Origin of the sequence: Psychrobacter sp. GW64-MNA-CIBAN-0177, assembly GCF_040309585.1 — a bacterium.
GTDB classification, from domain to species: domain Bacteria; phylum Pseudomonadota; class Gammaproteobacteria; order Pseudomonadales; family Moraxellaceae; genus Psychrobacter; species Psychrobacter okhotskensis.
This window is the reverse complement of record NZ_JBEOOY010000009.1, coordinates 41,210-65,012: the sequence shown is the minus strand read 5'-3', so window position 1 is coordinate 65,012 and position 23,803 is coordinate 41,210. Positions and strand designations below refer to the sequence as shown.

The 23,803-nt window shown below is 43.4% G+C and carries 38 protein-coding genes; 36 read left to right on the top strand and 2 right to left on the bottom strand.

What is annotated here, in order from left to right; all coding sequences use genetic code 11:
- The first annotated feature begins 98 nt into the window (after positions 1-98).
- The 31 genes from mreD (at position 99) to rplQ (ending at position 17,802) form a co-directional block, all read left to right on the top strand.
- On the top strand, positions 99-584 hold the full coding sequence (gene mreD / locus AAEY79_RS07865) for a rod shape-determining protein MreD (protein ID WP_101212093.1): 486 nt from the start codon (positions 99-101) through the stop codon (positions 582-584).
- A 238-nt stretch (positions 585-822) separates the two neighbouring features.
- The gene (locus AAEY79_RS07860) at positions 823-1,497 is read left to right on the top strand and encodes a nucleoside triphosphate pyrophosphatase (RefSeq protein ID WP_025652182.1); all 675 of its coding nucleotides are present in this window, start codon (positions 823-825) and stop codon (positions 1,495-1,497) included.
- Positions 1,498-1,668: 171 nt separating this feature from the next.
- A complete protein-coding gene (locus AAEY79_RS07855) occupies positions 1,669-3,279 on the top strand; it encodes an Rne/Rng family ribonuclease (protein WP_101212092.1) in 1,611 nt (536 codons plus the stop codon).
- 407 nt (positions 3,280-3,686) lie between these two features.
- A complete protein-coding gene (gene rpsJ / locus AAEY79_RS07850) occupies positions 3,687-3,998 on the top strand; it encodes a 30S ribosomal protein S10 (RefSeq protein WP_010196670.1) in 312 nt (103 codons plus the stop codon).
- A 49-nt stretch (positions 3,999-4,047) separates the two neighbouring features.
- Positions 4,048-4,686, top strand: coding sequence for a 50S ribosomal protein L3 (rplC, locus tag AAEY79_RS07845; protein WP_025652184.1), 639 nt, complete (start codon positions 4,048-4,050; stop codon positions 4,684-4,686).
- A gap of 14 nt (positions 4,687-4,700) precedes the next feature.
- Positions 4,701-5,303, top strand: coding sequence for a 50S ribosomal protein L4 (gene rplD, locus AAEY79_RS07840; protein ID WP_025652185.1), 603 nt, complete (start codon positions 4,701-4,703; stop codon positions 5,301-5,303).
- On the top strand, positions 5,300-5,650 hold the full coding sequence (gene rplW / locus AAEY79_RS07835) for a 50S ribosomal protein L23 (RefSeq protein WP_025652186.1): 351 nt from the start codon (positions 5,300-5,302) through the stop codon (positions 5,648-5,650). The genes rplD and rplW overlap by 4 nt, the downstream gene beginning before the upstream one ends.
- 11 nt (positions 5,651-5,661) lie before the next feature.
- Entirely contained in the window at positions 5,662-6,489 is an 828-nt protein-coding gene (rplB, locus tag AAEY79_RS07830) for a 50S ribosomal protein L2 (protein ID WP_025652187.1), read from the top strand.
- A gap of 12 nt (positions 6,490-6,501) precedes the next feature.
- Positions 6,502-6,777: a 30S ribosomal protein S19 gene (gene rpsS / locus AAEY79_RS07825; protein ID WP_021813372.1), complete on the top strand. Its 276-nt coding sequence runs from the start codon at positions 6,502-6,504 to the stop codon at positions 6,775-6,777.
- Positions 6,778-6,787: 10 nt separating this feature from the next.
- Positions 6,788-7,117: a 50S ribosomal protein L22 gene (rplV, locus tag AAEY79_RS07820; RefSeq protein ID WP_010196689.1), complete on the top strand. Its 330-nt coding sequence runs from the start codon at positions 6,788-6,790 to the stop codon at positions 7,115-7,117.
- 3 nt (positions 7,118-7,120) lie between these two features.
- Positions 7,121-7,849 carry a 30S ribosomal protein S3 gene (gene rpsC, locus AAEY79_RS07815; protein WP_010196691.1) on the top strand — a complete coding sequence of 243 codons (729 nt, stop codon included), beginning with the start codon at positions 7,121-7,123 and terminating at the stop codon, positions 7,847-7,849.
- A 3-nt stretch (positions 7,850-7,852) separates the two neighbouring features.
- Entirely contained in the window at positions 7,853-8,266 is a 414-nt protein-coding gene (gene rplP, locus AAEY79_RS07810; RefSeq protein WP_010196693.1) for a 50S ribosomal protein L16, read from the top strand.
- Positions 8,266-8,463 carry a 50S ribosomal protein L29 gene (rpmC, locus tag AAEY79_RS07805; protein WP_352287958.1) on the top strand — a complete coding sequence of 66 codons (198 nt, stop codon included), beginning with the start codon at positions 8,266-8,268 and terminating at the stop codon, positions 8,461-8,463. The genes rplP and rpmC overlap by 1 nt, the downstream gene beginning before the upstream one ends.
- Positions 8,460-8,732 carry a 30S ribosomal protein S17 gene (rpsQ, locus tag AAEY79_RS07800; RefSeq protein ID WP_010196699.1) on the top strand — a complete coding sequence of 91 codons (273 nt, stop codon included), beginning with the start codon at positions 8,460-8,462 and terminating at the stop codon, positions 8,730-8,732. The genes rpmC and rpsQ overlap by 4 nt, the downstream gene beginning before the upstream one ends.
- Before the next feature lie 181 nt (positions 8,733-8,913).
- Positions 8,914-9,282: a 50S ribosomal protein L14 gene (gene rplN / locus AAEY79_RS07795; RefSeq protein WP_010196702.1), complete on the top strand. Its 369-nt coding sequence runs from the start codon at positions 8,914-8,916 to the stop codon at positions 9,280-9,282.
- A gap of 8 nt (positions 9,283-9,290) precedes the next feature.
- Complete coding sequence (gene rplX, locus AAEY79_RS07790; protein WP_010196703.1) at positions 9,291-9,608, top strand: 50S ribosomal protein L24; 318 nt, start codon at positions 9,291-9,293, stop codon at positions 9,606-9,608.
- Positions 9,609-9,629: 21 nt separating this feature from the next.
- Positions 9,630-10,166 (top strand): 50S ribosomal protein L5, encoded by a 537-nt coding sequence (rplE, locus tag AAEY79_RS07785; protein WP_025652189.1) that lies wholly within the window; start codon positions 9,630-9,632, stop codon positions 10,164-10,166.
- 12 nt (positions 10,167-10,178) lie between these two features.
- Complete coding sequence (gene rpsN / locus AAEY79_RS07780) at positions 10,179-10,484, top strand: 30S ribosomal protein S14 (protein ID WP_010196705.1); 306 nt, start codon at positions 10,179-10,181, stop codon at positions 10,482-10,484.
- 11 nt (positions 10,485-10,495) lie between these two features.
- Positions 10,496-10,894, top strand: coding sequence for a 30S ribosomal protein S8 (gene rpsH, locus AAEY79_RS07775; protein WP_010196706.1), 399 nt, complete (start codon positions 10,496-10,498; stop codon positions 10,892-10,894).
- Between the two features lie 175 nt (positions 10,895-11,069).
- Entirely contained in the window at positions 11,070-11,603 is a 534-nt protein-coding gene (gene rplF, locus AAEY79_RS07770; RefSeq protein ID WP_025652190.1) for a 50S ribosomal protein L6, read from the top strand.
- An 11-nt stretch (positions 11,604-11,614) separates the two neighbouring features.
- The gene (gene rplR / locus AAEY79_RS07765; RefSeq protein WP_025652191.1) at positions 11,615-11,965 is read left to right on the top strand and encodes a 50S ribosomal protein L18; all 351 of its coding nucleotides are present in this window, start codon (positions 11,615-11,617) and stop codon (positions 11,963-11,965) included.
- 2 nt (positions 11,966-11,967) lie between these two features.
- Positions 11,968-12,483, top strand: coding sequence for a 30S ribosomal protein S5 (gene rpsE, locus AAEY79_RS07760; RefSeq protein ID WP_010196711.1), 516 nt, complete (start codon positions 11,968-11,970; stop codon positions 12,481-12,483).
- 20 nt (positions 12,484-12,503) lie between these two features.
- Positions 12,504-12,683, top strand: a complete 180-nt coding sequence (gene rpmD / locus AAEY79_RS07755; protein ID WP_025652192.1) for a 50S ribosomal protein L30 — start codon at positions 12,504-12,506, stop codon at positions 12,681-12,683.
- The gene (rplO, locus tag AAEY79_RS07750) at positions 12,683-13,123 is read left to right on the top strand and encodes a 50S ribosomal protein L15 (protein WP_010196716.1); all 441 of its coding nucleotides are present in this window, start codon (positions 12,683-12,685) and stop codon (positions 13,121-13,123) included. Before rpmD ends, rplO begins: the two co-directional genes overlap by 1 nt.
- A gap of 19 nt (positions 13,124-13,142) precedes the next feature.
- Positions 13,143-14,474, top strand: a complete 1,332-nt coding sequence (gene secY, locus AAEY79_RS07745; RefSeq protein ID WP_198015437.1) for a preprotein translocase subunit SecY — start codon at positions 13,143-13,145, stop codon at positions 14,472-14,474.
- Between the two features lie 32 nt (positions 14,475-14,506).
- The gene (rpmJ, locus tag AAEY79_RS07740) at positions 14,507-14,623 is read left to right on the top strand and encodes a 50S ribosomal protein L36 (RefSeq protein ID WP_010196721.1); all 117 of its coding nucleotides are present in this window, start codon (positions 14,507-14,509) and stop codon (positions 14,621-14,623) included.
- 254 nt (positions 14,624-14,877) lie between these two features.
- On the top strand, positions 14,878-15,234 hold the full coding sequence (gene rpsM / locus AAEY79_RS07735) for a 30S ribosomal protein S13 (protein ID WP_021813384.1): 357 nt from the start codon (positions 14,878-14,880) through the stop codon (positions 15,232-15,234).
- Between the two features lie 20 nt (positions 15,235-15,254).
- Complete coding sequence (gene rpsK, locus AAEY79_RS07730; RefSeq protein ID WP_010196728.1) at positions 15,255-15,644, top strand: 30S ribosomal protein S11; 390 nt, start codon at positions 15,255-15,257, stop codon at positions 15,642-15,644.
- A 48-nt stretch (positions 15,645-15,692) separates the two neighbouring features.
- On the top strand, positions 15,693-16,334 hold the full coding sequence (rpsD, locus tag AAEY79_RS07725; protein ID WP_010196731.1) for a 30S ribosomal protein S4: 642 nt from the start codon (positions 15,693-15,695) through the stop codon (positions 16,332-16,334).
- A gap of 81 nt (positions 16,335-16,415) precedes the next feature.
- Positions 16,416-17,423 carry a DNA-directed RNA polymerase subunit alpha gene (locus AAEY79_RS07720; protein ID WP_201566328.1) on the top strand — a complete coding sequence of 336 codons (1,008 nt, stop codon included), beginning with the start codon at positions 16,416-16,418 and terminating at the stop codon, positions 17,421-17,423.
- 19 nt (positions 17,424-17,442) lie between these two features.
- Positions 17,443-17,802 carry a 50S ribosomal protein L17 gene (gene rplQ, locus AAEY79_RS07715; RefSeq protein WP_025652195.1) on the top strand — a complete coding sequence of 120 codons (360 nt, stop codon included), beginning with the start codon at positions 17,443-17,445 and terminating at the stop codon, positions 17,800-17,802.
- A gap of 90 nt (positions 17,803-17,892) precedes the next feature.
- Here the strand turns inward: rplQ and AAEY79_RS07710 are convergent, their stop codons facing one another.
- Together AAEY79_RS07710 and AAEY79_RS07705 are read right to left on the bottom strand one after the other, a co-directional pair.
- Positions 17,893-18,513 (bottom strand): L-threonylcarbamoyladenylate synthase, encoded by a 621-nt coding sequence (locus AAEY79_RS07710; protein WP_025652196.1) that lies wholly within the window; start codon positions 18,511-18,513, stop codon positions 17,893-17,895.
- Between the two features lie 253 nt (positions 18,514-18,766).
- Entirely contained in the window at positions 18,767-19,501 is a 735-nt protein-coding gene (locus AAEY79_RS07705; protein WP_201566329.1) for an elongation factor P hydroxylase, read from the bottom strand.
- 382 nt (positions 19,502-19,883) lie between these two features.
- On the opposite strand from AAEY79_RS07705, the gene AAEY79_RS07700 reads away from it, so the two are divergent.
- From AAEY79_RS07700 to acpP, 5 genes are all read left to right on the top strand, one after another.
- A complete protein-coding gene (locus AAEY79_RS07700; RefSeq protein ID WP_025652198.1) occupies positions 19,884-20,477 on the top strand; it encodes a DUF177 domain-containing protein in 594 nt (197 codons plus the stop codon).
- A 318-nt stretch (positions 20,478-20,795) separates the two neighbouring features.
- The gene (gene rpmF / locus AAEY79_RS07695) at positions 20,796-20,978 is read left to right on the top strand and encodes a 50S ribosomal protein L32 (RefSeq protein WP_010196743.1); all 183 of its coding nucleotides are present in this window, start codon (positions 20,796-20,798) and stop codon (positions 20,976-20,978) included.
- 423 nt (positions 20,979-21,401) lie between these two features.
- Positions 21,402-22,370 carry an ACP S-malonyltransferase gene (gene fabD, locus AAEY79_RS07690; RefSeq protein WP_025652199.1) on the top strand — a complete coding sequence of 323 codons (969 nt, stop codon included), beginning with the start codon at positions 21,402-21,404 and terminating at the stop codon, positions 22,368-22,370.
- Positions 22,361-23,095 (top strand): 3-oxoacyl-ACP reductase FabG, encoded by a 735-nt coding sequence (gene fabG / locus AAEY79_RS07685; protein WP_240990841.1) that lies wholly within the window; start codon positions 22,361-22,363, stop codon positions 23,093-23,095. Before fabD ends, fabG begins: the two co-directional genes overlap by 10 nt.
- A gap of 272 nt (positions 23,096-23,367) precedes the next feature.
- Positions 23,368-23,604 (top strand): acyl carrier protein, encoded by a 237-nt coding sequence (gene acpP, locus AAEY79_RS07680; RefSeq protein WP_025652201.1) that lies wholly within the window; start codon positions 23,368-23,370, stop codon positions 23,602-23,604.
- Positions 23,605-23,803 lie beyond the last annotated feature (199 nt).

Genomic DNA, 23,803 nt, shown 5'->3' with positions numbered 1-23,803 from the left:
TGGCCTTGCTGTACCAATAGCATCATGTATACCCATACCTTTTTAGCCCTATTCTCTGCTAAATAGCCGCCGCCAAACATTCCTAAAGGTAAGTATCCATGGCGTATTCTGACTCTAAGCACCCAATTGGGCTCTTGCTCTTTGCCATTGTTGCAAGCTTCATCGTTGCCTCATCGCTCAATGTCTATCCATTAAGTCCTAGTATGGCTACCTTGCGTCCCATGGTAATGATCATGGTGCTGATTTTTTGGTTGCTGTTTCAACCGCGTTACGTTGGTATCTTTACCGCGTTTACTATTGGTTTAGTCGCAGATCTCTTGATGGACACCCATTTAGGTCAGCAAGCCTTTGCGGCGGTCATGGTGGCACTGGTCATCAAAATCAGTAGTATCTATGTCAGACAATTAAATACTGTCAATGCATGGCTTATCGCCTCATTAAGCTTGCTACTGTTTCAGCTGAGCTTGTGGATGCTACAGATGTTTATTCAAGATATCTTTGTGGCGCAGTCCGCCTTGTCTTTATTGATGAGCATAGTCAGCTGGCCGCTAGTGCTATTAGCGTTACGCAAATTTGTGCGTTAACCAATTAAGCCTCCATTCGATAATTAGTGTGGAGTGCCTTTCCGTTATGTCTTTATCAGCAAGATGATACAGTCAGTTGAATATAAAAAAGATACAGCATGACTGATATAGATTTTTTGCCGCCTCTGTCTGCGTAGATACAGCAAGCAAGAAAAATTTGTACCAGTCACGCATCATAAGGTTGTGTATCTATTTTATTTAGTATCGACTATAGCAATCATAAAATAAGAGAATAGCGATGGATATTATTTTAGCATCTGGTTCGCCGCGTCGTCGTGAGCTGCTAGCCAAAGCGCAGCTAGATTTTACGATTATGAGCGTCGATATCGATGAAACGCCACAAAGTAATGAGTCGCCTACAGAGTATATCGAGCGCATGGTCGCTACCAAAGCTGCCGCCGCAGTACAACAGCTAAACGACACACTTAAAACGAGCAAGGCCAATCTCGCTGAGCAGCTTATCATTTTGACCTCAGACACCATTGGTGTACTGCCAGATGGTCAGACGGTACTGGTAAAACCAACTGACCGTGAGCACGCCTATCGCATGTGGCAGCAAATGTCAGATAATACCCATGAAGTATGGACAGCGGTACAAGCTACTCACGTATCTCGTGTGCCTTTAGCTTCCAAGGGTGCCAATACAGCAGACCATGAGACAGTATTCCAAATCATCAAACAACAGCAAATCACCGAGCGCACAGCAGTCACCTTTATCCCGCTGACGATGGAGATGATGAGCCGTTATTGGGAAAGTGGCGAACCTGCTGATAAAGCAGGTGGCTATGGTATTCAAGGGTTGGGCGCGGCTTGGGTGAGCCGTATTAACGGCAGCTATACCAATGTCGTGGGCTTGCCACTGCCGCAAACGCTGGCATTGATTAAAAATATCACCGAGAGTGGCATTCATTAGATAGTCAGAAGGGCAGGGACAATTTTATTAATACGCTACAAGCCCTTAACTGCTTGTCTGCACATAACGACACGCTAGGGTAATGGGCAAGAGCAAGTCGCATTTGTTACACTATGAAGCCAGTAGGCGATGAACGCCCAATAAGAAAGCTGAAAGATAAGAGAAAAAATTATGTCCGAAGAGCTGCTGATTAATATTAGTCCAATGGAGTCACGTGTCGCCGTGTTAGACAACGGTGTCCTAGGCGAAATCTATATTGAGCGCCATCATAAATTGGGTCTGGTCGGCAATATCTATTTGGGTACCGTCGTGCGTGTCCTGCCGGGTATGCAAGCGGCCTTTGTCGATATCGGTCAGTCACGGACAGCGTTTTTACACGTCAATGATATGCAGCGTGAACCGCGTCCAGTCGCCGAAAATAAGAATAAGACAGATGAAGAGCGCAATAAGAACCCTGATACCGGTACAGACAACACTGTGGTAGAAAATGGCATTGATGGCCTAGAAGTCAGCCCACCAGTGGTCAGTGTGCAAAGTGCTGATGTCTCTCCTGTCTCTAAAACCCTTATCCAACACCGCTTGCACGAAAGCCAACGTATCTTGGTACAAGTGACCAAAGACCAGCTGGGTAGTAAGGGCGCACGCTTAACCACCAATGTTTCTCTGCCATCACGCTATCTTGTGTATCTGCCATCGAGCGATCATATCGGTATCTCGCAGCGTATCGATGGCGAAGAAGAGCGCAACCGTCTCAAGACTGAGCTGAATAGTTTGATGCAAACCGTCAACCTAAAAGGTGGGCTGATTGCCCGTACGGCTGCCGAGCGCGTGCCTGTCGATAAGCTGGAAGAAGACATTTATTATTTATTACAGCTTTGGCGGACTATCTGCGCGCGGCGTCAAGAGATCAACCATCATCAAAGCTCAGAGCTTATTTACCAAGAGCTGGCTCTGCCACTACGCTCGATTCGTGACTTGGTACATACCGATACTGAAAAGGTCATTATCGATAATGCACAAATCTATGAGCAGGTCAGGCATTTCGCCAAAGAGTTCGTGCCTTTCGTTTACGATAGGATCGTGCATTATACCGCTGAGCAATCCTTATTTGACGTCCATCGTGTTGAAGACGATTTACGAGATGCCTTAAAACGTCGCGTTGATTTAAAGTCAGGTGGTTATCTGATTATTGATCAGACCGAAGCGATGACCACGATTGATGTTAATACGGGCTCTTTTGTTGGGGGACGTTCATTAGAAGATACCGTGTATAAGACCAACTTAGAAGCCACGCATGCCATCGCTCGGCAGCTGCGTTTGCGCAATCTGGGCGGCATTATTATCTTAGACTTTATTGATATGCTGGAGCAGCAGCATAAAGATGACGTGCTGGAGAGTTTACAGTCACAACTGGCACAAGACTATGCCAAGACTAAGATTACTCAGGTTAGTGAGCTTGGCTTGGTAGAGATGACCCGTAAGCGTACCCGTGAATCATTAGGGCAGCAACTGTGTGAGCCGTGTTCAACCTGTCAAGGGCGTGGCTTTGTCAAAACTGCTGAGACCGTTTGCTTTGAGATATTCCGCGAAATCATGCGCTGCGCGCGCACCTATAATTCACCGAAGAAGTTTACAGTAGTTGCTCATGCCGCAGTCATTGATTTACTACTCACTTCAGAGTCGGACACGGTGGCGGATTTAGAGTATCTGTTAGGTAGAGTTATTACTTTTGATGTAGAAAACCTCTATACACAAGAGCAGTACGATATTGTTTTAGACTGATAATTTGTACATCAGTAGGGGATTTAACACCTATTATTGAGTATGAATGGTGTTGTTTATAAAGCGTAATATCTTTAAATGCCGTGGATATTGCTCTTGCAATGAACGAAATACTATGTATAATATACACCACTGAATTATATATGCGCAGCCAATAATAAAGCTGGCGCTATGACAGCTAGAGCATCGTTTCTAGCACTATTTCATTATGCCTTTGCTGACATCCTATTATGGAAGGGTCGGCGGGGCTTTAAACTATTTTACTTTTGGCATGCTATAAGTTCGGATAAAGAACTCATTCTGGTTAAGAACAGAAGGCCGCTTTAAGTGAATATTTAACCAAACGGCTTTTGGTCATATCTTTGCAAAGCAAGAATGACGAAAGCACATATTAGGAGCTTGCTGGCATGGCTAACCAGAGAATCCGTATCCGTCTTAAGTCTTTTGATCATCGTCTGATTGATCAATCTGCACAAGAGATTGTTGATACTGCAAAGCGCACCGGTGCGCAAGTTTGTGGTCCTGTACCGTTGCCGACTCGCATTGAGCGCTTCAACGTTCTAACCTCACCACACGTTAACAAAGACGCTCGTGATCAGTACGAAATCCGTACTCATAAGCGTATGGTTGATATCGTTCAACCTACTGACAAAACTGTGGATGCGCTAATGAAGTTAGATTTAGCGGCGGGTGTTGACGTTCAAATTGCTTTGGGTTAATGCACACTACACACCCAACCCATTAATATAAGATATAAAGAGGTCTAAAATGGCGATCGGTTTAGTCGGTAAAAAATGCGGCATGACCCGTGTCTTCACTGAAACAGGCGCATCTATCCCTGTAACAGTGGTTGAGGTCAATGCAAACCGCATTACTCAAGTAAAAAATACTGATGTAGATGGCTATCAAGCCATCCAAATCACCACAGGTACCCGTCGTGACAGCCGCGTAACCGCTGCACAAAAAGGTCACTTCGCTAAAGCTGGTGTTGCAGCTGGTCGTGGTGTTTGGGAATTTCGTGCCAATGACAGCGATCTTGAAGGTCGTGAGATTGGCGGTGAGATCCTAGCTGACTTGTTCGAACAAGGTCAGATGGTTGATGTCACAGGACAGAGTAAAGGTAAAGGCTTTCAAGGCGGCGTAAAGCGTCACAACTTTAGCATGCAAGATGCCACTCACGGTAACTCAGTATCACATCGTGCTATCGGTTCAACTGGTCAAAACCAGTCACCAGGTAAAGTCTTCAAAGGCAAAAAAATGCCAGGTCAGATGGGTAACAAACGCGTTACCGTTCAAGGCCTAGAAGTGATATCGGTTGATGTTGAAAATGGGTTAATTGTCATCAAGGGTGCTATCCCTGGTGCCACCGGTGGCGATGTCATCGTACGTCCGTCAGTCAAAGCCTAAGCAAGGGGATTAACGTGGATTTAAAAACAGTTACAGGTGCGGCGGTTGAGCTTTCTGATACGGCTTTTGGTCGTGAATTCAACGAAGCATTAGTGCATCAAGTCGTCACCGCATATCTTGCTGGTGCTCGCCAGGGTACACGTGCACAAAAAACCCGTGCCGAAGTTTCTGGCGGTGGCATCAAGCCATGGCGCCAAAAAGGTACTGGTCGCGCTCGTGCAGGCTCTATTCGTAGCCCTATCTGGCGTGGGGGCGGTCGTGCATTTGCGGCCAAACCACAAGATTGGTCACAGAAAGTTAACCGTAAGATGTATCGCGGTGCTATGCAGTGTATCCTAGCCGAATTGATTCGCCAAGAGCGTCTGATTTTGGTTGAAGAGTTGAGCGTTTCTGGGCCTAAGACCAAAGAGCTTATCGCCAAGTTAAATGATTTGGGCGCACCTCGTGCACTAATCGTTACCAAAGACGTTGACGAAAACTTATACTTAGCCGCTCGCAACATTCCACACGTCAATGTACTTGGTACAAACGAAGTGGACCCAGTGAGTTTGATCGCTTTTGATAAAGTGATCATGTCAGTTGAAGCTGCGAAACAATTTGAGGAAGCACTAGCATGAATAACGCAAGACTTTATCAGATCCTAAGAGGACCTGTATTCTCAGAGAAATCTCAAATGCTTGGCGACTCATTTGGTGTGCAAGTATTTAAAATTGACTCTAACGCTACTAAGCTTGAAGTTAAAAAAGCAGTTGAGATGATGTTTGAAGGTGTTGAAGTTTTAAAAGTAAACACTTTGAACGTTAAAGGTAAGACAAAGCGTTTTGGTAAAAGCATCGGCCGTCGTAATGACTACAAAAAAGCCTATGTTACCTTAAAAGCTGGTCAAGATGTACAAATGGCTGATGCTGGTGAAGAGGTCGCGAATACGACTGCTTCTACTAGTGAAACAGCGAATAACGAATAAGGATTACACTCATGCCTATCGTAAGAGCAAAGCCAACATCACCAGGCCGTCGTTTTGTTGAAAAAGTGGTGCATCCACACCTTTATAAAGGTCGTCCTTATGCAGCGCTTCTCGAATCAAAAAGTAAGTCAGGTGGTCGTAACAATAATGGTCGCATAACGACTCGTCACATCGGTGGTGGTCATAAGCAACATTATCGTATTATCGATTTTAAACGCACCAAAGACAATATCCCAGCTACTGTAGAGCGTATTGAATACGATCCTAACCGTACTGCACATATTGCCTTACTTAAGTATGCTGATGGTGAGCGTCGCTATATCATTGCTGCTAAAAAACAAGCAGTTGGTGATACCGTGATGTCAGGTGAAACTTCACCTATCCGTCCAGGTAACTGTTTACCGTTGAAAAACATCCCATTGGGTACTGTGATTCACAATATCGAGCTTAAAATCGGTAAAGGTGCACAGATGGCTCGTTCTGCGGGTGCTAGTGTTCAATTACTAGGTCGTGACGGTATTTATGCTATTCTACGTATGCGTTCTGGCGAAACTCGCCGCGTTCATGTGAATTGCCGTGCTGTTATTGGTGAAGTATCGAACACTGAAAACAACTTGAAATCACTTGGTAAAGCCGGTGCTTCACGTTGGCGCGGTATTCGTCCTTCTGTTCGTGGTGTCGCTATGAACCCGGTTGATCACCCACACGGTGGTGGTGAAGGTCGTAACAAAGGTCGCCATCCAACCAGCCCTTGGGGTCAGAAGTCTAAAGGACTTAAAACGCGTCATAATAAGCGTACTGACAACATGATCATCCGCCGTCGCGCCAAGAAGAAATAAAGGAAGAATTTCATGCCTCGTTCATTGAAAAAAGGTCCATTCATAGACGCGCACTTGTTTGCTAAAGTTGAGAATGCATTAGACACCAACTCACGCAAGCCAATTAAGACTTGGTCGCGCCGCTCGATGATTCTGCCACAAATGGTTGGCCTAACTTTATCTGTTCACAACGGCCGTACTCATGTACCGGTTATCGTGAGCGAACAGATGGTTGGTCATAAACTAGGTGAATTTGCCCCGACTCGTACGTATCGTGGTCATGGCATTGACAGAAAAGCTAAGAAATAAGGTGCTTACCATGGAAGTAACTGCAAAATTACGCGGTGCCGCCATATCGGCACAAAAAGTTAGACTCGTTGCTGATGAAGTTCGTGGCAAATCTATCGAGCGTGCTTTGGATATCCTAACGTATAGTAATAAAAAAGGTGCTGTGTTTGTTAAGAAATGTCTTAACTCAGCCATCGCCAATGCCGAAAACAACAACGGTTTAGACATTGATACGCTTAAAGTATCAACTATATACGTTGATGAAGGCATTACGCTAAAACGTATCCTACCACGTGCTAAAGGTCGCGCTGATCGTATCAGTAAGCGTACCTGTCACATCACTATAAAGGTAGGAGAATAAGTTATGGGTCAAAAAGTACATCCAATCGGAATTCGTCTTGGTGTTGTCAAAAAGCATAACGCAAACTGGTATGCTAACCCTAAACAATACTCAGAATACCTCATCAACGACATTCAAGTTCGTGAGTATCTACGCAAAAAGCTAGACAACGCTATGATCAGCAACATCATGATCGAGCGTCCTACTGGCGCCGCTAAGATTACCATCGCCACTGCGCGTCCTGGTATTGTTATCGGCAAAAAAGGCGAAGATATCGAAAGACTTCAAAAAGAATTGACCAAAATTATGGGCGTACCTGCTCAGGTCAACATTGAAGAAATCACGTCACCTGATCTTGATGCACGTTTGGTAGCAGATGGTATCGGAAGTCAGCTTGAGCGTCGTGTTATGTTCCGCCGTGCGATGAAACGCGCCGTACAGAACAGCATGCGTTCTGGTGCTAAAGGCATTAAAGTTGAGCTGTCTGGCCGTCTTGGTGGTGCTGAGATTGCTCGTAGTGAATGGTATCGTGAAGGCCGTGTGCCATTACATACACTTCGCGCTGATATTGACTATGCGTCAGTACGTGCAGAAACAACTTACGGCACCATCGGTGTAAAAGTTTGGATCTTCCGCGGAGAAATCCTTGACGGTATGAACAGTGTTTATAATCCGGTCAAAGAAGAGCAGACTCGTGCGCCAAAACGCCGTGGTCGTGGAAACGGAAACCGTCGAAACTCAGACAGAGGTTAAACTATGTTACAGCCAAAACGTACCAAGTTTCGTAAAATGCACAAAGGTCGTAACACTGGGCTAGCTCATCGTGGAAGCACCGTTGCATTCGGACAAATTGGTCTAAAATCATTGACGCGCGGTCGTATGACAGCCCGTCAAATTGAAGCGGCACGTCGTACCATTACTCGTAAGATTAAGCGTGGTGGTAAGATTTGGATTCGTGTATTCCCAGACAAACCAATTACTAATAAACCATTAGAAGTACGTATGGGTAAAGGTAAAGGTCCTGTAGAGTATTGGGTATGCGAAATCAAACCTGGTAAAGTGCTATATGAAATTGAAGGGGTACCAGAAGAGCTTGCACGTGAAGCTTTCACGCTTGCTGCAGCAAAACTGCCCTTTAAAACTACCATTGTTAAGCGGACGATAATGTAATGAAGATCAGTAAATTACGTGATAAATCATTAGAAGAACTGACCCAGTTACTTGATGAAAAGCAACTTGATGCTTTCCGTATTCGTATGGCTAAAGCAACTGGTCAGTTGGGTAATACCCATGAAGTCAGAGGCAATCGTCGCACGATTGCTCAGATTCAGACTTTGATTAACGAGAAACAACGAGGCGACTCATGAGCGATAACAATCAAACAGCTAATGCTAGCGTATTGACAGGAAGAGTTGTCAGCGACAAGATGGACAAGTCCATCACAGTTTTGATTGAACGTCTGGTTCGTCATCCTTTGTATGGCAAGCAGCTTCGTCGTTCTACAAAAATCAAAGCTCATGATGAGAATAACGTTTGCCAACAAGGCGACCTTGTCCGCATCAAAGAAACGCGTCCAATCTCAAAAACTAAGTCTTGGACTTTAGTTGATGTGGTTGAAAAAGTAGAAAAAATCTAAGTAAATTGCATTAAAAGCCAGAAGCTGTTAAAATAGCCGCCTTTTTAAGGATGCTGATTGCGCCGAGCGTATATCACTCACATTAAGAGTAGCAGCGGTTATTTATATTAAAATGCCGACTACTCATACTGTGCTAGCGGCAGCAACTGGTTTTTATTGCTCATACGTGTGGAGTAACGCTATGATTCAGGTTGAGTCAATGCTGGAAGTTGCAGACAATAGCGGTGCAAGGCGAGTTCAGTGCATTAAAGTACTGGGTGGCTCTCATCGTCGTTATGCATCAGTTGGCGACATTATTAAAGTAACGGTTAAAGAAGCCATTCCTCGCGGTCGTGTTAAAAAAGGCGACGTGATGAATGCGGTAGTTGTACGTACCAAAAAAGGCGTTCGTCGTCCTGATGGTTCTGTTCTGCGTTTTGATGACAATGCTGCGGTATTGTTGAACCAAAACAAAGCACCGATTGCAACTCGTATTTTTGGACCGGTAACTCGTGAACTACGTGGTGATCAGTTTATGAAAATTGTATCCCTAGCACCAGAAGTATTGTGAGGTAATCCATGTCAAAATTACGTAAAGGCGATACAGTTATCGTGATTGCTGGTAAAGATAAAGGCAAACAAGGTACTGTACAAGCTGTAAAAAATGATCGTATTAAAGTAGAAGGCATTAATATTGTTACTAAACATCAGAAGCCAAATCAGGCGACTGGCGTTGAAGGTGGCATTCTTAAGCAAGAAGCTTTTCTGCATATTTCAAATGTCGCAATATTAAATGCGCAAACCCAAAAAGCTGATCGTATTACTTATCAGTTCGGCGAAGACGGCAATAAACAACGCGTCTATCGTTCGAACGGTGAAGTAGTGGCGACTGCGTAAGACACTAAGGGTGTAATGGTAATGGCAAGATTAAAATCTTTATATAACGATGAACTAAAGCAGCAAATCAAAGAAGACCTTGGTTTAGCGAACGTGATGCAAGTGCCTAAAATCACTAAAATCACACTTAACATGGGTGTAGGCGGCGCGTCTCAAGACAAGAAATTGCTTGAAGGTGCAGTAGCCGACATGACCGCTATTGCTGGTCAAAAACCTGTGGTCACTAAAGCGCGTAAATCAGTTGCTGGCTTTAAGATTCGTGAAGAATGGCCAATTGGCTGTAAAGTAACGCTACGCGGTGAGCAAATGTACGAATTTTTAGATCGTCTCATTGCCATTGCAATTCCTCGTATTCGTGATTTCCGTGGTTTTTCACCTAAAGCCTTTGACGGACGTGGTAACTACTCATTGGGTATCAAAGAACAAATCGTATTCCCAGAAGTAGACTTTGACAAGATTGATCGTATCCGCGGTATGGATGTAACAATCACCACGTCAGCTCAATCTGATGAAGAAGGTCGCGCGTTGCTTAAAGCATTCGGCTTCCCATTTAAATAAGGTAAAGACGTTATGGCAAAGAAGAGCATGATTAACCGCGAATTGAAGCGCGAAAAAATGGTTGCTAAATATGCTGAAAAGCGTATCAAGCTAAAAGAAACTATCAGTGATATGACTGCAAGTGACGAAACTCGTATGGAAGCGATGCTAGAGCTACAAGCTCTTCCACGTAACTCATCACCAGTACGTCTGCGCAATCGTTGTGCTATCACCGGTCGTCCTCACGGTTACTTCCGCAAGTTTGGCTTATCACGCAATATGCTGCGTGAGCGTGTCATGCAAGGCGATGTGCCTGGTGTTCGTAAAGCAAGCTGGTAAGGAGTAACTATATGAGTATGCAAGATACCGTTGGGGATATGCTAACCCGTATTCGTAACGCACAAATGGCTAACAAAGTATCGGTAGCAATGCCGAGCTCTAAACTACGTAAATCAATTGCTGATTTACTGGTTAGCGAAGGTTATGTAGCGAACGCTGTTGTCACTGAACAAGACAACAATAAAGCCACACTAACTATCGAACTAAAATACTTCGAAGGTAAAGCTGTTATCGAAACGATTCAACGTTTCAGCCGTCCTGGTTTACGCCAGCATCGCGGTAAAGACGCTATCCCTACTGTTAAACAAGGTATGGGTGTTGCTATCGTATCAACCAGTCAAGGTATCATGAGCGATCGTGCTGCACGCGCTGCTGGTATCGGTGGTGAAATCGTTGCATTTGTAGCGTAAGCTACACGACGATAAAGTCTATTTGATGCTTGTTAGACTTCTATCAATTGAGTAATTATAAATTATTTCAAATTGATAGGTGTCTAACGCCATCAATTATGCTAAACTAACACGCTTTTTAGCCTGTTAGTTTTTTCGCTAATAGAAGTAAGTTAATTTTTTAAGGAATATTCCTATGTCTCGTGTGGCTAAAGCCCCAGTAGCACTGCCTAACGGCGTAAGTGTTACTTTGAACGATCGGCAGGTCGAAGTTAAAGGCAAGAACGGCAATTTGTCTTTACGCCTGCATGAATTGGTCGAGCTGAAACAGGAAGATGATGCAATCATTTTCTCACCTACAGTCGATTCAAAAGAAGCCATGATGCACACTGGCACCATGCGCGCTTTGCTTAACAACTATGTTACAGGCGTGAATGAAGGCTTTGAAAGACGTCTTCAACTAATTGGTGTTGGTTATCGTGCTCAAGCTACTGGTAATAAAGTAACGCTAAACGTTGGTTACTCACATCCAGTAGAATATACGCTACCTGAAGGTGTGTCGGCTGAAACCCCAACGCAAACTGAAATTGTTTTGAAATCAAACAATAAACAGCAGCTTGGTCAAGCAGCGGCTAATATCCGCGCTTTCCGTCCACCAGAGCCTTATAAAGGTAAAGGTATTCGTTATAGTGACGAGCATGTGATTCGCAAAGAAGCCAAGAAAAAATAAGGTGAGTTGAAATGTTTGATAAAAAAGCAGCTCGTCTACGTCGAGCAAAGAAAACCCGCGCACATATCCGTCATTTAGGCGCACATCGTCTAACGGTTAACCGTACGCCGAAACATATTTATGCCCAGATTATCTCTCCGAACGGTGGTGAAGTGATTGCTCAGGCATCTACCTTAGACAGCAGCTTGCGTTCAGGCGCGACTGGTAATGCTGATGCAGCGACGTCTGTAGGCCAATTAATCGCAGAACGCGCAAAAGCAGCTGGTATTACTAAAGTTGCCTTTGACCGTAGTGGTTTTAAATATCATGGTCGAGTAAAAGCTTTAGCTGAAGCGGCTCGCGAAAACGGATTGGAGTTTTAATCATGGCTAGAAATGATAAAAATGATAAAAATGAACAGACTGACGGTCTAGTAGAACGCTTAGTTACCGTTGATCGCGTTGCAAAAGTAGTTAAAGGTGGTCGTATTTTCTCTTTCACTGCGTTAACCGTAGTGGGCGATGGCAATGGCCGCGTTGGCTTTGGTCGTGGTAAAGCACGTGAAGTGCCAGCTGCTATTCAAAAAGCACTAGAAGCTGCTAAACGCAATATGATTACTGTTGAGCTCAACGATGCAACTTTGTATCATCCGATCAAAGCACGTCATGGTGCTAGTAAAGTCTACATGCAGCCTGCATCTGAAGGTACTGGCGTAATCGCTGGTGGCGCAATGCGTGCTGTGTTAGAAGTTGCTGGTGTCAAAGATGTTTTGACTAAATGTTATGGTTCTACCAATACTGCTAACGTGGTTCGCGCTACGTTTAACGGTTTACGTGATATGTCAACTCCAGAGAAGATGGCAGCGAAACGTGGTAAATCTGTAGACGAAATCTTGGGTTAACTTAGACTAGGTGAGTTACGATGAAAAAAATGAAAGTCACTCAATTGAAATCGGGTGCCCATCGCCTAAAGAGCCACAAAGCATGCTTGAAAGGATTGGGTTTACGCCGTATTAATCATTCTGTTGTAGTAGAAGATACTCCTTCAACTCGTGGTATGGTCAATCGCGTTAACTACTTGGTAAAAGTGGAGGAAGCGTAATGGGTCTTAGATTAAATGAATTATCACCAGGTGTTGGCGCAAAGAAAACTGCCCAACGTCGTGGTCGTGGTATCGGTTCAGGTCTTGGTAAGACTGGTGGTCGTGGTGTAAAAGGTCAGAAATCTCGTTCAGGTTCTAGCATACGCTCAGGATTTGAAGGTGGTCAAATGCCTTTATATCGCCGTCTACCAAAATTTGGTTTTACCAGTAGAATGGCAATGACGACTGCTGAAGTTCGTCTGTCTGAATTGAACAAAATTGAAGGCGATGTTGTCAGCATTGAAACACTTAAAGCTGCCAACCTTATCCGTCATGATATGAAGCGTGCTCGTGTAATGTTATCAGGCGAAGTGACCAAAGCTTATACCTTTAAAGGTATCAAAGTGACTAAAGGCGCTAAGCAAGCAATCGAAGCTGCTGGTGGTAGCATCGAGGAGTAGTAACGTGTCAAAACAATCAATGTCATCGGCTGGTATACCGCTCAATCCATTTGCTTTTATACGTAAGTATGATGAGCTATGGACGCGTTTATTATTCTTAATCGGCGCATTGATTGTTTATCGTTTAGGGTCACACATTCCGGTACCGGGTATTAACCCCGTTAATTTGGCTGATCTGTTTTCGCGCAACGAAAATACCATTCTGAGCATGTTTAACATGTTCTCAGGTGGTGCGCTAGAGCGTATGTCCATCATGGCACTTGGCATCATGCCATATATCTCTGCATCTATTATCGTACAGATGATGTCTGCAGTGTTGCCATCGCTTGAAGCCCTCAAAAAAGAAGGTGAAGCAGGACGACGCAAGCTAAATAAGTATACCCGTCAAGGGACACTTGCTTTAGCCCTAGTACAGTCATTAGGAATGTGTGCTGGCTTAATCAGCCAAAATCTTACCCTATCTTCTGGTTTGACTTTTTATATTCCAGCCGTGACTTCATTGGTCGCAGGCGCTATGTTCTTGATGTGGCTTGGTGAGCAGATTACAGAGCGTGGTGTAGGTAATGGTATTTCAATGCTGATTTTTGCCAGTATTGTGGCTGGTACGCCAGGTATGATTTCGCAATCTATTGAACAGGTCAATCAAGGTCAAATGAACTTGATTGTGCTCTTTATTTTTGTACTGCTAGGTATCGCGGTTACCGCGGGTATCGTCTATATTGAACGTGCCCAGCGTCGTGTACCAGTAAACTATGCACAGAAGCAACAGCAAGGTCGTAAGATCTATGCGCAGCAGCAATCACATTTGCCGTTGAAGCTTAACATGGCAGGGGTTATCCCAGCCATTTTTGCCAGTTCGCTATTGTTATTTCCAGCAAGTTTAGGGCAGTGGGTTGGTCAATCAACTGATCCTACCTTTGTACAAAAAATATTGCAAAATATGGCATTGGTATTGTCCCCAGGGCAACCGCTATATTTAGTACTGTTCGGTGCAATGATTATTTTCTTCTGTTATTTCTACACGGCTTTGGTATTTAGTCCGCGTGAAGTGGCAGAAAACCTTAAACGTAGTGGTGCGTATATCCCAGGTATTCGCCCAGGACAACAAACTCAGCGTTATCTCGATCATGTATTAAACCGACTGACCTTTATTGGCGCGATGTATATTACGGTTATTTGTTTAATGCCAATGGTCGTCCAGTCATCGTTTGGTGTACCGTTTCAACTTGGTGGTACGTCGCTACTGATTATGGTGGTTGTGGTAATGGACTTCATCTCGCAAATTCAAGCGCATTTGATGACCCATCAATATCATGATCAGACGTTAATTCAATCGCCCACTCAACCTTAAATGAGCGGTACGATATCTCAAAGGAGTATGCTATGAAAGTTCAAGCATCAGTTAAAAAGATTTGTGGTAGCTGTAAAGTTGTACGCCGTAAAGGCCGTGTACATATTATTTGTACAGCAGAACCGCGCCACAAGCAACGTCAAGGTTAATATTTGAGTAGGGTAAAGCAACACGCTCAACCTACTAGTTAAATTAATACTTGAAAAACAACGGCGGATGCGATATCATCCGCCACTTGCCGTAGTTTATGCAAAAACTTTTATAATAGCGTCAATGAACGGACTTGTTCACAAGTCAAAACAGCGATAATAATTATAGAAGCTTTAGTATTGACAGCAAAAAATCTGAAAATTAAAGCCTTATTGATAAATAAAGCTTATTTTTCTTTAATGGAGAGAAATCAATGGCTCGTATTGCCGGCGTAAACATTCCGGATAATAAGCATGCTGTTATTTCATTAACTTACATCTTTGGTGTAGGCCGTACCACTGCTCAGAAAATCTTAGAAGCAGTTGGCATTGCCCCTACTACTAAAGTCAGTCAGTTAGATGATACACAGTTAGATGCTATCCGTGCACAAGTTGCAAATTACATGACGGAAGGTGATCTTCGTCGTGAAGTGTCAATGAATATCAAGCGTTTAGTTGATCTCGGTTGTTACCGTGGCATCCGCCATCGTCGTAACCTACCAGTTAGAGGTCAGAACACCAAAAACAACGCTCGTACTCGTAAGGGTCCGACACGCCCTCTCAAAAGATAATTAACTTAGGAAGCTAAAAGATGGCAAAAGACACTCGCAGTCGCAAAAAGGTGGCTCGTCGTTCAGTATCGGAGGGCATAGCCCATATCCATGCGTCTTTTAATAACACCATTGTTACGATTACCGATCGTCAGGGTAATGCATTGGCTTGGGCCACTTCAGGTGGACAAGGCTTCCGTGGTTCACGTAAATCTACACCATTTGCAGCGCAGGTTGCAGCTGAAGTCGCTGGTAAAGCGGCTCAAGAATATGGTGTTAAGAATATCGACGTTTTGGTCAAAGGACCAGGACCGGGTCGTGAGTCTGCGGTAAGAGCACTAGGTGCATTGGGTTATAAAGTCAACAGCATCTCTGATGTAACCCCAATCCCACACAATGGTTGCCGTGCGCCGAAAAAGCGCCGCGTCTAATATTAAAGACGAAGCTTTTTATCCCAAAAGCTTATAGGAGACATAACAATGGCCCGCTATATTGGACCAAAACTAAAATTATCACGTCGTGAAGGTACGGACTTAGGTCTTAAGTCTGGCGTTAAACCATACGACGTTAAAACTAAGAAAGCTGGTCGTCCACCAGGTCAACATGGTGTAAGCCGTAACAAGACCTCAGAATATGCTCTACAGCTGCGTGAAAAGCAGAAAGTTAAGCGTATCTATGGTGTACTTGAGCGTCAGTTCGCTAACTACTATAAAGAAGCTGCTCGTAAGCGTGGCGCTACAGGTGAAAACCTACTAGCAATGCTTGAGAGTCGTCTAGATAACGTGGTATATCGCATGGGCTTTGGCTCAACGCGCGCTGAAGCACGTCAGCTAGTCAGTCATCGTACTGTTATGGTAAAAAAAGCTGGCCGTGATGAGTTTGTTCGTGTGAACATTCCATCAATTCAGCTACAAGATGGTGATGTCATCGCTATCCAAGAGAAGTCTCGCGAACAACTACGTATCAAAAACGCTATTGAACTGGCGACACAACGTGGTATTCCAGAATGGCTAGATGTTGATCACAGCAAACTACAAGGTACTTTTAAACAAGCACCTGATCGTATTGATCTACCTGCTGAAATCAACGAAAGCTTGATCGTTGAGCTATACTCTAAATAACTGACGTATTAATCAATGTTATAATAATAACATTGATTAAATAGCGTTAATTAAACCAGTTAAATAAATCGAGGTGACATCATGATGCTAAATGCAACTGAGTTTCTAACGCCGAATGCCATTAACGTGGACACGGTTAACGAAACGATTGCGAAAGTCACGCTCGAACCGTTAGAACGCGGCTTTGGGCATACCCTAGGTAATGCCTTACGTCGCATCTTGTTATCTTCATTACCTGGTGCTGCAGTCATTGAAGCTGAGATTGATGGTGTTGACCATGAATACTCAACGCTTGAAGGATTGCAAGAAGACGTGCTTGACCTGCTTTTGAACTTAAAAGGCTTGGCCATCACGCTTCATGACCAAAATGAAGTATCTTTGACCTTGGATAAACAAGGTCCAGGCACTATTACTGCCGCAGACATCGCGTTACCGCATAATGTAGATATTATCAATCCAGAATTGGTATTAGGTACATTAAGCGACCGTGGTCATCTTAAGATGCGTTTGCGTGTAGTAATGGGTCGTGGATATGAGCCAGCAAACCAGCGCCGTGAAGATGGTGATACGAAAGCAATTGGCCGCTTGAAACTTGATGCAAGTTTTAGTCCTGTGCTTCGTGTTGCTTATCAGGTTGAGAACGCACGTGTAGAACAACGTACTGATCTTGATCGTCTTATCATTGAGCTTGAAACTAATGGCACTATAGATCCAGAAGAAGCAATTCGTAAAGCAGCCACTATTTTACAACAACAGATTTCTATCTTTGTTGACCTAGAAGCTGAAGAAGCGCCTGAGCCTGTGAAAGAAAAAGAAGAGGTTGATCCGGTGCTATTACGCCCTGTGGACGATCTTGAACTAACGGTTCGCTCAGCCAACTGCTTGAAAGCTGAAAACATTTACTATATCGGTGATTTGGTACAGCGTTCAGAGACTGAACTACTTAAAACCCCAAATCTTGGTAAGAAATCATTAACGGAAATCAAGGACGTGTTAGCGTCTAAAGATTTGGAGCTTGGTATGCGCCTAGATAACTGGCCACCAGCTGATTTACGTGTTGATGATCGCTTTTCTTATCGTAGCCGTTAAACTTTAAGGATTTTTGACTATGCGCCATCGTAAGAGTGGAGTCAAGCTGGGTCGTACCGGCAGTCATCGTAAGGCAATGTTTCAGAACATGACCAACTCATTATTTGAGCATGAACTGATCAAAACAACTTTACCAAAAGCAAAAGAGTTACGTCGCGTTGCCGAGCCATTAATCACTATGGCTAAAGAAGACAGCGTTGCTAATCGTCGTTTAGCGTTTAGCCGTATGCGTAGCAAAGCTATGGTAGGCAAATTATTTGGCACGTTAGGTCCTCGTTACCAAGCGCGTCCAGGTGGTTATTTGCGTATCGTAAAATGCGGTCACCGTGATGGTGATAATGCGCCAATGGCTTATGTAGAATTGGTTGATCGCGACTAATTTTATACGCTACTCGTAAGATAAAAAAAGCTCCAATTAATTGGAGCTTTTTTTTATGTCTTAAATTTGGTTAATCACATTATTCATTTATTAGAGCAGTAATGAATCGACGTTGGCAGCGCCTTGTCTGATAACTTCAGGTTTGCCGCTAGTCATATCAACGATAGTGGTAAGTTTGGTCGTTTTGATACCAGCATTAATGAGACCATCTATTTGGTTGCCTAACAAATCTTCTATCTCGAATGGATCATCAAGTATGTCATCACGATTCGGTAATATTAATGAGCTGGTTAAAATAGGCTCATCCATGGCTTCTAAAAGCGCTTGAGCGATAGGGTTGCTCGGTACGCGGATACCAATGGTTTTTTTCTTCGCGTGTGCTAACTTCTTCGGCACATCTTTGGTGGCATTTAAAATGAATGTGATAGGGGCAGGGGTGTGTGCCTTGAGCTGTTTGAATTGTACATTGTCTACAGCAGCGTAATTGGCAATCTCACTTAGGTCACGACATAGCAAGGTAAATTGATGCTTTTCATCAAGCGCGCGTATTTGCTTGAGCTTTTCTAGCGCATCTTTGGCACCTAGACGACACCCAAAAGCATAGCTGGTATCGGTTGGATAGATAATCAACTGATCCTTACGCAATAAGTCAGCGGCTTGCTCAATAAGACGTGGCTGCGGATTTTCTGGATGGATATAGAGTACTTGCATAACAATTCCTTATTTTATAATTATGAGTTATAGGCTTTTAGAATGGTCGATCAATTATTTTTATTAAAATATCTTTAGTAATAAATTAAAATTTTATCAACTTAACATACTGTTGAGACTGAAATAGAAACTCTTTATCTAACAGTATAGCCTAAAGCCCATATAAGTTTATTGGCAAGGCGTTACGATGGGTAGGAAATCGTTAACGGATTAGAATTATGCCCGTAAGGGAAGGTATAGAAATTTATAGTGGCTAGGTACTGGTTGATTTATCGTTACAAACTTGCAGTAATATGCACAGTAAAGTTTTAGCATCCCGCGGTAGTGTATGAGGGTCAGTAATATAAGCTTCAACTTGTAGATAAACGTCCCGAGCAAAAGTGCTACCGCTGGTATCGAAGTCGGCAAACAAATTATCTTGAGAGACTTGAAAGCGGCGGCCACAGACAAGAGTGAATAAGCATTCAAGGGCTTGTGGTTTAATCTCTACACGCTCAAACGCTTGCTGCTGAGCGGCCGTACGTCCATCAGGTGCATACCAGTAGCCAAAGTCGCTTAAGCCTCTACGTTCTTTACCAGCGACACACCAATGGCTGCACTCATGCAGCGCACTGGCAAAAAATCCATGCGCGAATTCAATTCGTGCTGGCTGCTGGTCTTGAGCAGGGAAGTATTCTGGTTCACCATCACCGCGAGCTAATATCACTTGCTGTTCGGCAAATAAGGTATTAAATAGATCAATAAGCCAGCTAGTCGCTGCTTGTTCGCTATCTTCTGTAGAGTCAACTCTCTTAGAGATATTTTGCCATTGCACTGCCAACTCTTTTAGGTTTTCGTTTGTCTTATCATTGGGTATGCTAGGTTTTGACGTACTACAACAGGATTTTAACGCTTCATCTTCTAAATTCATCAGACACTGGAGCAGAAGATCTTTGTCAATAGACGACCATAATTCAGAAAAATTAGGATTAGTAGCAGGCGATATCATAAATAAAAGGGTGACCAAATAAGACAAAAGAGAGTACTAGGGCTCTATAGATATAAGCGAGTAATAGGCAATATAAAGATAGATGTAAACTGAGAACTAAAGCGTGTCTTCAATTCACTCGATAGTCATTTAAATGGGTTAAAAATGGTTAAATCTTGCCAAACATCATCAAATAGCTGGTTAATATCCTGATATTATCTGCGCTATTTTTCTTGTTTGACTGCAATTTATCTCATTTTTACCACCATTTCTGAAATGAAGATATGCCCTAGCACTAAAATTAGTACCAAAAATCTTAACATACTAGCGCTAGCGCTATTCGGTGCTTTCCGTTAGTATGGCAGGCAATATTATACACCGTTTTTGATGAATGAGGCCGCGTATGTCAAGCACCCCAGATAGTAAGCCGTCAGTGGTTAACGCTGACAATATACAAACGCCGATATCGACCAGCATGCCCGAACACATCTCCCTCAATAAATGGGAAGACACTGGCTTTGAATGGGAAGGGGAGATAGCCCCTGCTACTTTTGAGCGTCTTTCCGCTATATTGACGACCGAGCATGAACAGGCAAACATTCAGCTTAGTATTAATCTATATCGTCGTAGCAATGTCTTACACCTATCGTTCAAATTAGTAGGTGATGTATGGCTGACTTGTCAGCGTTGCTTGCAGCCGGTAGATATTAATTTGACCGATGATTATGATATCGCTCTACTCGATGATGAGAGCCAAGTGCGTCTAATTAACGAAGAGCAAGATTATCTATTGCTTGATGAAGTGGTCACTGAGCAATCGCCTGAGCGTTTATTGCCTTTGAAGAAACTGATTGAAGATGAGATTTTGCTTAAAACACCCATGGCGCCGAAGCATGATGACTGTGAAATGACTGTTGAGCAGTTTGGTGAAATACCAGAAGAGGAAGAAAATGAGAATCCTTTTGCTGCTTTAGCGTCGTTAAAAGGCAAACTATAAGTGTAAAGTTCTGCATTTAGCGGATTTAGGACACCTTTTATCGGCTTTGTGCAGAAGAGTGGCAAGCAGGGCTTTATTAATCGATGAAACATGCGTATAATGTCCCGTTTATTGCATTCTAGCAACACGTTACTTGCAGATAAAAACTGACTAGGCAAATTGACTATAGATTTTAGACGTAGTTAGCATTTTAATGCACGTGGCAATCTATTTAACTAATGATGCGTAAGACTTAGGTTGTTGTGATTATATAGCCTCTGTCAGTATCGACTAAAGCTGAATTTTAAGCTTATCCCTTTTAAGTATAGGAGCTATATCATGGCTGTTCAAAAAAGTCGTAAAAGCCGTTCTCGTCGTGACATGCGCCGTTCACACCATCGTATGGAAGTGGCTGAGCTGAGCGTAGATGCTACCACCGGTGAAAAACATCGTCGTCATCACATGACTAAAGATGGTTTTTACCGTGGCCGTCAGCTGTTCAAGGTCAGTCAAGACGCTTAATTGATTGACTATTTAATCAGTGATGCAACGATACGATAGTGCTGATGGCACTCTACGATTTTTTGCACTGCTATTATTAGGCAATACATTTTGAGCTAACGAAAGCCAAGTTATTCCGCTACCCTTTATTAGGTGTTGGGATAACTTGGCTTTTTGCTATTAAATTTTTATCCTGTCGTTTTTATAAGTGGTTTTTATAAATTGGTATGCCTAAAAACTATCGAAAGTTAAACGCCAAAAGATATCTTACTTCAACGCCTCATTTTTCCATCAGCTATGATAATAGTAGTGGTCAGTGTATAGTTTACTTATATTGAGCTGTCTGAGTGCTCCAATCAAAAATATAACTCTAGACTGCCTCTAATTCTACAATACTCCCCATTTTCTTTAGGGATGTTTCCAATTACATAAGGAATATTGGTTATGGCCTCTGTACCCGATATGATAAAAAAACAGCCAGCCCGCATTGCGATACTTTTCCCCGGACAAGGCTCACAAGCCCTCGGGATGACCAGCGAGCTTGCTGAAATTTATCCAGAGATTCGTGATACTTTCGCTGAAGCTAGTGCTGCGCTTGGTGAAGACTTATGGGCAATTTGTCAGGATGAAGAAAAGCTCAACCAAACGCAATATACTCAGCCAGCCTTATTGACAGCTAGTATTGCTATTTGGCGCATTCTACAACCAAAATTCAAAAAAGCGCCTTGCTACCTGGCGGGTCATTCTTTAGGTGAGTACAGCGCCCTTTGTGCCGCTGGAGTGATATCGCTTGCTGATGCGGTGAAATTGGTACATACGCGTGGTCAACTAATGCAAGAGGCCGTAGTAGGTATCGATACAGCGATGGCAGCAGTGTTGGGACTAGAAGATCATCGCGTGGAAAACTTGTGTGAGCAGGCAACCGAGCATGTTGATGGGGCGGTTGTTGGCGCGGCAAATTTCAATAGCCCAGGACAGGTTGTGGTTTCAGGAAATGCGGCAGGCGTTACGGCTGTTATTGATAAAGTACAAAATACTGGCAAAAAAGCCATTCCGCTAAAAGTAAGCGTGCCATCGCATTGTGCATTGATGGAACCAGCGAGTAGTGCCTTAGCGGAAGCTTTAGCTGCCATTAAGTTTGATCAAGCGACGATTCCGGTCATTCAAAACCGTCATGCGCGCGTTGAAAGCAGTGCCGTGGGTATCAAGCAGGCATTAACCGAGCAGCTAAGTGAGCCAGTACTGTGGTCGAAAACCATGCAAGAGCTGGCTGATAAACAAATTAATATTTTAATCGAGTGTGGCAGCGGTAATGTACTGAGTAATTTGGCCAAGCGTCAAGCGCAACCGATTACCAGCTATCCTACTGACAAACCCGCCCGTCTTGATAAATTAATGGAGGTATTATCATGAGCCGTACGATCACTCTAGTGACTGGCGCCAGTCGTGGTATTGGCAAGGCCGTCGCCAAACGTTTTGCAAAAGAAGGACATTTTGTTATTGGCACAGCGACCACTGAAAAAGGCGCTGAACTCATTGACGGTTATCTACATGATAGTGGTGGTATTGGCCGTGTGTTAGATGTGCGTGATACCGCACAGGTTGATAAGCTATTTGAAGAGATCGAAAGCGTCTATGGTGCAGTGCAAGTATTGGTCAATAATGCTGGTATTACCCAAGATGGTTTGTTAATGCGTATGAAAGATGAAGATTGGGAAAATGTGATTGATACCAATTTGACATCAGTTTATCGCATGAGTAAACGTGCGGTACGCGGTATGATGAAAGCGCGCCGTGGTCGTATTATTAATATCACCTCTGTGGTCGCACAGATGGGTAATGCGGGTCAATCTAACTATGCTGCTACTAAAGCGGGCGTCGAAGGTTTTAGCCGTACGCTGGCACGTGAGATTGGCTCACGCCAAGTCACGATCAACTGTGTGGCGCCCGGTTTGATTGAGACCGATATGACTGATGAGTTGGATGAGCGCCTACTAAACTCGATGTTAGACGCAGTGCCAATTAGCCGTCTCGGTCAGCCAGAAGACATCGCAGCTGCTGTACATTTCTTAGCCAGTGACGAAGCCAGCTATATCACTGGTGCGGTTATTCCTGTCAACGGCGGCATGTATATGTAGTTTGCTAAACTGCGTTACATACTTATAATAAAAAACTGTGTGAACGAGTGTAAACTATAATAAAGGGTGTTATAATGACGAATACTTTTACGTCAAAGCCCTGTATGATAGCAGGGCTTTACTAGACATTAGACAGAACGTATAACGTGTCATAGAGTACTCAGACGGCAATGCTGATCTGGCAAATTCCATTTTATATACTAGGCGCTAGCGTTTAATTATCACGCTAGCGCAGTTTATTAAAAATAATAGATGATAAAGGAGTAATCTATATGAGTAATGATACCGAGCTAAGAGTAAAAGCGGCAGTAGCTGAGCAACTGGGTATGAACGTTGAAGACATCAATAACGATGCTTCGTTTATGGAAGATTTAGGCGCTGATTCATTGGATCTCGTTGAGTTGGTTATGTCATTCGAAAGCGATTTTGGCATTACTATTCCTGATGAAGATTCAGCTGAATTGACGACGGTTCAAAAAGCAATCGACTACGTACAAGCTCAGCTATAATTCGCTATTCACTTAGCAAGTTTTACAATACCGTTTATCTTGATAGATAGGCGGTTTTTTTATGGCTGTCATTTAGTATAACAAAGCCAATATACCATTAACATAAGCTTGGCTCATTTAACATTACTCAACATACTCTTACTATTCAAATGGAACATCTTTGCTATACTCAGAACGCTAGCAATAGCAATCAGAACGC

Coding starts and splice junctions, on each gene's coding strand:
- mreD (WP_101212093.1), top strand. CDS start 99: ATGGCGTATTCTGACTCTAAGCACCCAATTGGGCTCTTGCTCTTTGCC.
- AAEY79_RS07860 (WP_025652182.1), top strand. CDS start 823: ATGGATATTATTTTAGCATCTGGTTCGCCGCGTCGTCGTGAGCTGCTA.
- AAEY79_RS07855 (WP_101212092.1), top strand. CDS start 1,669: ATGTCCGAAGAGCTGCTGATTAATATTAGTCCAATGGAGTCACGTGTC.
- rpsJ (WP_010196670.1), top strand. CDS start 3,687: ATGGCTAACCAGAGAATCCGTATCCGTCTTAAGTCTTTTGATCATCGT.
- rplC (WP_025652184.1), top strand. CDS start 4,048: ATGGCGATCGGTTTAGTCGGTAAAAAATGCGGCATGACCCGTGTCTTC.
- rplW (WP_025652186.1), top strand. CDS start 5,300: ATGAATAACGCAAGACTTTATCAGATCCTAAGAGGACCTGTATTCTCA.
- rplB (WP_025652187.1), top strand. CDS start 5,662: ATGCCTATCGTAAGAGCAAAGCCAACATCACCAGGCCGTCGTTTTGTT.
- rpsS (WP_021813372.1), top strand. CDS start 6,502: ATGCCTCGTTCATTGAAAAAAGGTCCATTCATAGACGCGCACTTGTTT.
- rplV (WP_010196689.1), top strand. CDS start 6,788: ATGGAAGTAACTGCAAAATTACGCGGTGCCGCCATATCGGCACAAAAA.
- rpsC (WP_010196691.1), top strand. CDS start 7,121: ATGGGTCAAAAAGTACATCCAATCGGAATTCGTCTTGGTGTTGTCAAA.
- rplP (WP_010196693.1), top strand. CDS start 7,853: ATGTTACAGCCAAAACGTACCAAGTTTCGTAAAATGCACAAAGGTCGT.
- rpmC (WP_352287958.1), top strand. CDS start 8,266: ATGAAGATCAGTAAATTACGTGATAAATCATTAGAAGAACTGACCCAG.
- rpsQ (WP_010196699.1), top strand. CDS start 8,460: ATGAGCGATAACAATCAAACAGCTAATGCTAGCGTATTGACAGGAAGA.
- rplN (WP_010196702.1), top strand. CDS start 8,914: ATGATTCAGGTTGAGTCAATGCTGGAAGTTGCAGACAATAGCGGTGCA.
- rplX (WP_010196703.1), top strand. CDS start 9,291: ATGTCAAAATTACGTAAAGGCGATACAGTTATCGTGATTGCTGGTAAA.
- rplE (WP_025652189.1), top strand. CDS start 9,630: ATGGCAAGATTAAAATCTTTATATAACGATGAACTAAAGCAGCAAATC.
- rpsN (WP_010196705.1), top strand. CDS start 10,179: ATGGCAAAGAAGAGCATGATTAACCGCGAATTGAAGCGCGAAAAAATG.
- rpsH (WP_010196706.1), top strand. CDS start 10,496: ATGAGTATGCAAGATACCGTTGGGGATATGCTAACCCGTATTCGTAAC.
- rplF (WP_025652190.1), top strand. CDS start 11,070: ATGTCTCGTGTGGCTAAAGCCCCAGTAGCACTGCCTAACGGCGTAAGT.
- rplR (WP_025652191.1), top strand. CDS start 11,615: ATGTTTGATAAAAAAGCAGCTCGTCTACGTCGAGCAAAGAAAACCCGC.
- rpsE (WP_010196711.1), top strand. CDS start 11,968: ATGGCTAGAAATGATAAAAATGATAAAAATGAACAGACTGACGGTCTA.
- rpmD (WP_025652192.1), top strand. CDS start 12,504: ATGAAAAAAATGAAAGTCACTCAATTGAAATCGGGTGCCCATCGCCTA.
- rplO (WP_010196716.1), top strand. CDS start 12,683: ATGGGTCTTAGATTAAATGAATTATCACCAGGTGTTGGCGCAAAGAAA.
- secY (WP_198015437.1), top strand. CDS start 13,143: ATGTCATCGGCTGGTATACCGCTCAATCCATTTGCTTTTATACGTAAG.
- rpmJ (WP_010196721.1), top strand. CDS start 14,507: ATGAAAGTTCAAGCATCAGTTAAAAAGATTTGTGGTAGCTGTAAAGTT.
- rpsM (WP_021813384.1), top strand. CDS start 14,878: ATGGCTCGTATTGCCGGCGTAAACATTCCGGATAATAAGCATGCTGTT.
- rpsK (WP_010196728.1), top strand. CDS start 15,255: ATGGCAAAAGACACTCGCAGTCGCAAAAAGGTGGCTCGTCGTTCAGTA.
- rpsD (WP_010196731.1), top strand. CDS start 15,693: ATGGCCCGCTATATTGGACCAAAACTAAAATTATCACGTCGTGAAGGT.
- AAEY79_RS07720 (WP_201566328.1), top strand. CDS start 16,416: ATGATGCTAAATGCAACTGAGTTTCTAACGCCGAATGCCATTAACGTG.
- rplQ (WP_025652195.1), top strand. CDS start 17,443: ATGCGCCATCGTAAGAGTGGAGTCAAGCTGGGTCGTACCGGCAGTCAT.
- AAEY79_RS07710 (WP_025652196.1), bottom strand. CDS start 18,513: ATGCAAGTACTCTATATCCATCCAGAAAATCCGCAGCCACGTCTTATT.
- AAEY79_RS07705 (WP_201566329.1), bottom strand. CDS start 19,501: ATGATATCGCCTGCTACTAATCCTAATTTTTCTGAATTATGGTCGTCT.
- AAEY79_RS07700 (WP_025652198.1), top strand. CDS start 19,884: ATGTCAAGCACCCCAGATAGTAAGCCGTCAGTGGTTAACGCTGACAAT.
- rpmF (WP_010196743.1), top strand. CDS start 20,796: ATGGCTGTTCAAAAAAGTCGTAAAAGCCGTTCTCGTCGTGACATGCGC.
- fabD (WP_025652199.1), top strand. CDS start 21,402: ATGGCCTCTGTACCCGATATGATAAAAAAACAGCCAGCCCGCATTGCG.
- acpP (WP_025652201.1), top strand. CDS start 23,368: ATGAGTAATGATACCGAGCTAAGAGTAAAAGCGGCAGTAGCTGAGCAA.